Origin of the sequence: Streptomyces sp. YIM 98790 (genome assembly GCF_011421595.1) — a bacterium.
GTDB lineage: Bacteria > Actinomycetota > Actinomycetes > Streptomycetales > Streptomycetaceae > Streptomyces.
Genome location: NZ_WTLH01000077.1, coordinates 21,446 through 27,515 on the forward strand (window position 1 = coordinate 21,446; position 6,070 = coordinate 27,515).

Sequence of the window (6,070 nt, forward strand, 5' to 3'; positions counted from 1 at the left end):
GTCACCGGGTGCGCAGCGGCAGCCTGGAGGTGGCGATGACGTGCGGCAGCGGGATGAACTCCGGGGAGGCGTCCGGGTCCAGCCGCAGCACCGGGAACCGCTCCAGCAGGATCTCCACCGCGACCTTGCCCTCCAGCCGGGCCAGCGGGGCGCCCAGGCAGAAGTGGATGCCGCGGCCGAAGCCCAGATGCGGATTGGCCGCCCGGTCCGGGAGGAACTCGTGCGGGCGCTCGAACTGGCGGCCGTCCCGGTTGGCGGCGGCCAGGCAGACCGCCACCATCTGCCCGGGGTGGACGCGCACCCCGGCGATCTCGGTCCGCGCGACGCACGCCTTGTAGGCGACGGCGATGGGGCTCATGTAGCGCAGCGACTCCTCCACCACGGCCGGGATCAGCGCACGGTCGGCGCGCGCCCGGGCCATTTCCCCGGGGTGGGAGTCCAGGCACAGCAGGGCGTTGCCGAGCAGGGCGCTGGTGGTGGCGTGCCCCACCACCAGCAGCTCGTTGGCGAAGTTCACCACCGCGGCGTCGCTGAGCCGCTCGCCCTCGATCTCCGCCTCGACCAGCTTGGTCAGCAGATCCTCGCGGGGCCTGACCCGGCGCTCGGCGGCGTGCCCGCGCAGGTAGTCCAGCAGCTCGGGGATGGCCCGCATGGCGGCCTGCGGGTCCAGGTCCTCCTCCGGGTTGCGGTTGCCCGAGGTGAGGGCCACCGCGCTGCTGGCCATCCGGTCGACCCACTTCTTGAACAGGTCGCGGTCGCTGTGCGGCACGCCCAGCAGCTCGGAGATGACGATGACCGGCATCGGGTAGGTCAGGGTGTCGACCATCTCCCAGCCGTCCTGCCCGTCCACCGCGTCCAGCAGTTCGTGGGTGACCTCGGCGATCCGGGGCTCCAGGGCGGCCACCATGCGGGGGGTGAACGCCTTGCTGATGATCTTGCGGAGCTTGGTGTGCTCCGGCGGGTCGGTCTGCAGCAGGGCGCCCTCGGTGAACTCCTTGTCGATCTCCGCCTCGCCCGCCATCAGGGCGGCGACATCGTTGGAGAACGACTTGTGGTCGGCCAGGACCTGGAGCACCTCCTGGTAGCCGTAGACGTTGCAGATGCCGTAGTCGTCGATCTGCACCGGGTGCTCGGGGTCCTTCCCCCGCATCCAGAAGAACGCCGGATTGATGCCCCAGCGGTCGGCGAGGGCGCCCGCCCGGTCGGCGGCGGTGAGTGGCATGGCTTCAGATCCCTTCCAGGTGGCGCAGGATGACGCGGCAGATCTCGGCCGCCGGCTCGGGCTTGTTCACGCCCATGTGCGTGGAGTCGATGTCGTACTCGTGGATCTCGCCGCGGATGTGCGGCTCCCAGTCGGCGCGGTAGGACTCGTCCGGGTTCTGGGTGGCGTTGAAGAACAGCGCGTCCCCGTCGAACACCGGCGAGTCGAACTCCAGCAGCTTCTCCGCGTGGTCCCGGAACATCTGGCTGGCGTTCTCCACCAGGGACTCCCGCTCCCCCTCGTCCACCGAGGCGAGGAAGAAGTCGTTGAAGAACTCCCGGACCTCGGGCATGTTCACGGGTTCCTCGATGGTGCGGAACCAGGTGCTCGGCGGGCAGTCCAGCAGCGCCAGGGTGGGCACCTCGAAGCCGCGGGCGCGCAGCTCGGCGGCGATGGCGTGCGCGTAGGTGCCGCCGGTGGAGTGCCCGACCAGGTGGAACGGCCCCTCCGGCTGGACCCGGAGGATCTGCTCCAGGTACTCGTCGAGCATCGCCCGGGTGGACTCCGGGCGGGCCGAGCCGTCGAAGCCGCGGGCCTGGACGCCGTACACCGGCCGGTCGCCGAGCTGGGCGGCGAAGCCCACGTAGGACCAGCACAGGCCGACCCCGGAGTGGATGAACCACACGGGAGTCCCCTCGCCCTCGGCGCGCAGCGGCAGCACGGTGGCGAACGGGTCGGCGAAGGACGGCGCCTCGCCGCCGGACCGCTCCGCCACCTGCTCGGCGAGCTGCGCCACCGTGGTGGCCCCGAACATCACCCGGATCGGGATCTTGACGCCCAGTTCGGCCTGGATGCGGCTGATCAGCCGGGTGACGCGCAGCGAGTGCCCGCCCAGGTCGAAGAAGTCGTCGTCGATGCCGACCCGTTCCACCTCCAGCACCTCGGCGAACAGCCCGGCCAGGGTGCGTTCCAGCCGGGTGCGCGGTGCCCGGTAGGCGGCCCCGGTGAACTCCGGGTCCGGCAGCGCGTCCCGGTCCAGCTTGCCGTTGGGGGTCAGCGGAAGCCGTTCCAGGGCCACATACGCGGCCGGCACCATGTGGTCCGGCATCCGGGCCGCGAGATGGCCGCGCAGATCCTCGCCGGACGGCCGGTCCCCGCCGTCGCCGGACGCCGCGTCCGGCGCGCCGGGTGCGCCGGGTGCGCCGGGTGCCGCCGGTACGTAGTACGCGACGAGCTGCTTCTCCCCGGCGGCGCTCTCCCGGGCGATCACCACCGCCTGGTCGACCCCGGGGAAGGACAGCAGCGCCGACTCGATCTCGCCCAGCTCCACCCGGAAACCGCGGATCTTGACCTGGTTGTCCACCCGGCCGTGGAACTCCAGCTCGCCGCCGGGGGTCCAGGCCGCCAGGTCGCCGGTGCGGTACATCCGCTCGCCCGGCTTCCCGAACGGGCAGGCCACGAAGCGTTCCGCGGTCAGGCCCGGCCGCCCCAGGTAGCCCCGGGTCAGACCGGCCCCGGCGATGTACAGCTCCCCGGGCACGCCCGGCAGCACCGGCCGCAGCGCCGCGTCCAGCAGGTAGATCCGGGTATTGGCGATCGGGCGGCCGATCGGCACCCGGCCGTCCGCGGTCAGCTCGCTGACCGTGACGCCCACGGTGGTCTCGGTCGGACCGTAGCCGTTGAACATCCGCCGCCCGGCCGACCAGGCGGCCACCAGCTCCGGCGAGGTGGCCTCGCCCGCCACCATCAGCGACTCGATGGTGGGCAGCGACCCGGCCGGCAGCGAGCCCAGCACCGCGGGCGGCAGGATGGCGTGGGTCACCCGGTGCGTGGCCACCGTCTCGGCCAGCGGGCTGCCCGGCGCCAGCCGGTCCTTGCCGGCCATCACCAGCACCGCCCCGGCGAGCAGCGACATGCACATCTCGCCGACCGAGACGTCGAAGCTGGGCGAGGCGAACTGGAGCACCCGGCTTCCGGAGGCCACCTTCAGCCGCTCCACGATCACCGACACCACGTTGGCGAAGCCGGTGTGGGTGACGGTGACGCCCTTGGGCCGCCCGGTGGAGCCCGAGGTGTAGATGACGTAGGCCGCGTTGGCCACGGTCAGCGGGGCGGCCCGGTCGGCGTCGGTCAGCGGGGCACCGTCCGCCGCGGCCGTCTCCGCCGCGAACTCCGGGTCGTCCAGGCTCAGCACATCGGCCGGCAGCCCGGGCAGCAGCTCGGCGGTGGCCGAGTCCACCAGGATCAGGCGGGTTGCCGAGTCCTCCACCATGTAGGTCAGCCGCTCGGCCGGGTAGGCCGGGTCCAGCGGCAGATAGGCGCCGCCGGCCTTCATCACCGCGAGCACCGCCACGCACCACTCGGGGGAGCGGCGCAGCGCCACGCCCACCACGGTCTCCGGGCCGATGCCGCGCGCGGCCAGCACCCGGGCCAGCCGGTTGGCACGGGCGTCCAGTTCCCGGTAGCTGACTGTCTGGTCCTCGAAGAGCACCGCGGGCGCGTCCGGGGCCGCCGCCACCTGCCGCTCGAACAGCTCGGGGACGGTCCGGGCCGGGGTGCGGGCGGCGGTGTCGTTGAAGCCGCGCAGCAGGAGCTGCCGCTCGTCCGGCTCCAGCACGTCCAGCGCACCGACCGGCACCTGCGGGTCGGCCACCAGCTGCCGCATCACCCGGAGCATGCGGCGCTTGATCACCTCCACCGACTCCCGGGAGATCGCGGTCCGCCGGTACTGGAGGATCATGCGCAGGTGGGGTTCGGCGTCGGCGGCCAGCCCCACCAGGTAGGGCGCCCCGGTGGACGGGCGCAGCCCGGTGACGGTGATGCCGGCGGCGCCGGCCGCGCTGCCCACCCCTTCCCGGTCCACCGGGAAGGACTGGAACAGCACGATGGTGTTGAACAGGTTCTGCAGACCGGTGCTCTGCTGGATGCGGTGCAGGCCGTAGTGGTGGTGGTCCAGCAGCGCGGCCTGCCGCTGCTGGAGCCGGCGCAGCACCTGGGCCAGCGAGTCGCCGGCGCTGTACTCCACCCGCACCGGGAGCGAGTTGACGAACAGGCCGACCATGGAGTCCACGCCGGGCACCTCGGGCGGGCGGCCGGAGACGGTGGTGCCGAACACCACGTCCTCGCGGCCGGTGAGCTGCCCGAGCATCAGCGCCCAGACGCCCTGCACCAGGGTGCTCATGGACACGCCCAGTTCGGCGGCGCGCCGCTTCAGGGCGCGCGCCTCCTCCAGCGGCAGCGGCATGTCGACCGTGCCGACCCGCTGGTCGTCGGCGTCGGCCCGGTCGGTGACGGTCTCCTCGGGGAGCAGGGTGGGCTCGCCCACCCCGGCCAGTTCCCTCGCCCAGGCGCGGCCGGCCGCCTCGTCGTCGCGCTCCGCCAGCCAGCGCAGGAAGGCGCGGTACTCCGGCGCCCTGGGCAGCACGGTGACATCGCCGTCCGCCGCGTACAGCTCCACCAGTTCCCGCACCAGCAGCGGGAAGGACCAGCCGTCGAACAGCACGTGGTGGACGGTCAGCACCAGCTCGGAGCGGTCCGGGCCCATGCGGACCAGGGACATCCGCAGCAGCGGCGGGGTGGCCGGGTCGAACGGCGTGTAGTGGTCCTCGGCGAGGAATTGTTCGTAGGCGGCGGCCCGGGCCTCCTCGTCCAGTTCCCGCAGGTCGACCTCGCGCCAGGGCAGGCCGATCCCGTCGACGATGAGCTGGACCAGATCACCGTCGGAGTTGCTGACGAACGCGGCGCGCAGGTTGTCGTGGCGCTCCAGCAGCGCCTGTGCCGCCGCCCGCATCCGCCCGGAGTCCACCGCTCCCTGCACGTGGAAGGCGACCTGCACCAGGTGCGGGTCGAAGGCGCCTTCCTCCAGCCGCATCGACTCGAAGAGCAGGCCGAACTGGAGCGGGGTGAGCGACCACACGTCCGACAGGCCGGGGTAGCGGCGTTCCCAGGTCTCGATCTCCTGCTGGGTGGTGCGCACCAGGGGGAGGTCGGAGGGGGTCAGGCCGCCGGCGCCGGGCCGGGCGGTGTGCCGGGCCAGGGCCTGGAGGGCGGACTGCCACAGCCCGGCCAGGCCGGTCACCTCCTCGCGGGAGAGCACACCGGTGGGGAAGGCGAGCCGGGCGGTCAGCCGCGGCCCCTCGGGCGTTTCGGTGGCGTAGGCGCTGATCTCGACGGTGGACAGGGCCGGCATGTCGGCGTCCAGGTCGGCGGTCAGGGTGACCGCGTCCCGGGCCAGGGTCCAGCCCAGGCCGCGCAGCTCGGCAGGCATGTCCTGGGCGGAGACCTGCCCGAGGTAGTTGAAGCTGATCTGCGGTTCCGGGTGCCAGTCGAGTTCGGCGGCGGTCTGCGGGTTGAGGTGGCGCAGCAGGCCGTAGCCGATGCCCTTGTCGGGGACCCGGCGGAGCTGTTCCTTGACGGCCTTGACCGCGGCCCCGGCGGCCGGACCGCCGGTGAACGCCTCGTCCAGGTCGATGCCCGCCAGATCCAGACGCACCGGGTANGCGGTCTGCGGGTTGAGGTGGCGCAGCAGGCCGTAGCCGATGCCCTTGTCGGGGACCCGGCGGAGCTGTTCCTTGACGGCCTTGACCGCGGCCCCGGCGGCCGGACCGCCGGTGAACGCCTCGTCCAGGTCGATGCCCGCCAGATCCAGACGCACCGGGTAGACGCTGGTGAACCAGCCCACGGTGCGGGACAGATCCGCCCCGGGCACCACCTCCTCCTCCCGGCCATGGCCCTCCAGCCGCACCAGCGCGGAGGTCTCCGCCACGCCGCGCTCGCGGCGCCACCGCGCCACCGCCAGGGCCAGCGCCGCCAGCAGGCCGTCGTCGGCACCGCCGCGGAAGGCCGCGGGCAGCGCGGTCAGCACCGCCT

At 73.1% G+C, this 6,070-nt stretch carries 2 protein-coding genes; both read right to left on the reverse strand.

Annotated elements, in window-relative coordinates; translation table 11 throughout:
* Nucleotide 1: 1 nt before the first annotated feature.
* Nucleotides 2-1,222 carry a cytochrome P450 gene (locus GQS09_RS14860; protein WP_165986544.1) on the reverse strand — a complete coding sequence of 407 codons (1,221 nt, stop codon included), beginning with the start codon at nt 1,220-1,222 and terminating at the stop codon, nt 2-4.
* 4 nt (nt 1,223-1,226) lie between these two features.
* Nucleotides 1,227-6,070: non-ribosomal peptide synthetase (locus GQS09_RS14865; protein WP_165986545.1), on the reverse strand; the 4,844-nt coding region annotated here is incomplete at its 5' end.